This is a genomic window from Actinomadura sediminis, from assembly GCF_042675525.1.
GTDB classification, from domain to species: Bacteria; Actinomycetota; Actinomycetes; order Streptosporangiales; family Streptosporangiaceae; genus Spirillospora; species Spirillospora sediminis.
Genome location: NZ_JBHTJA010000254.1, coordinates 1 through 944, shown reverse-complemented (window position 1 = coordinate 944; position 944 = coordinate 1). Strand labels below are relative to the sequence as shown.

At 83.1% G+C, this 944-nt stretch carries 1 protein-coding gene; it reads left to right on the top strand.

Annotated elements, in window-relative coordinates; all coding sequences use genetic code 11:
• A partial coding sequence (locus tag ACFQ11_RS37750) for an ABC transporter permease (protein ID WP_378307756.1) occupies positions 1-944 on the top strand: 944 nt, incomplete at both ends.

Sequence of the window (944 nt, the reverse complement as noted above, 5' to 3'; positions counted from 1 at the left end):
GGGCCCCGACGCCGTCGCCGCGGCCTCGGACCCGGCCGCCCTCGCCGCGCTCGCCCGCGAACCGGGCGTCGCCGCGGCGGGCCGCCCCTTCCCGACCCTCTCGACCACGCTGCGGACCGGGGACGCCGAGGTCACGGCGGTCGTCCACGGCCGGGACGCCGGACCCGCCCGCATCGACCGCCCGCACGTGACGGACGGCCGCTGGGCGGCGCCCGGGACGGTCGTGGTGGAGCGGGCGTTCGCCGCGGCGCTGGGCGTCCGGCCGGGCGACGCGATCGTCGTCGGGGGCCGCCGCCTGCCCGTCGCGGGGATCGCCGTCACGACCGTCCGCGCCCCCTACCCGTCGTCCGCCCCCGGCCTCGTCTGGACGACCCGCGCCGACGCGGCCCGGCTGGACGCGCGGGAGCGGAGCTGGACGATGCCGCTGCGGCTGACCGACCCCGCCGCCGCGCCCGCGTTCGCCGCCCGGCACCGCTGCCCGGCGCCCGGGGCGGAGCCCCGCGGCGGCGGAGGGCGAGCGGCGGCCTCCCCGGGGGGATGCGGCGGGCCGGCCTCCCAGGTCACGCGCGTGGTGGCGGCGCAGGACATCGCCGCGTACGCGACCGCGGAGCTGCGGCTCGCCGACCGGGCGCTGCTCGGCGGGACGTGGGCGCTGGCGATCCTCGCCGGGCTGTGCGTCGCGCTGCTGGTCGGCGGGCGGCTCGCCGAGCAGGGCCGCCGGGTCGGGCTGCTGAAGGCGGCCGGGGCGACGCCCGCGCAGGTCGGCGCCGTCCTGCTGGCCGAGCACCTGGTGAGCGCGCTCGCGGCCGGGGCCGCCGGGCTCCTCGCGGGCTGGGCCGCGTCGCCCCTGCTGACCGGCCCGAACGCGGGCCTGCTCGGCGGCGCGCCCGCGCCCGTCCCGACGCCGGGCGTGATCGCGGCCGTGCTCGCCGCGTCGCTCGCGG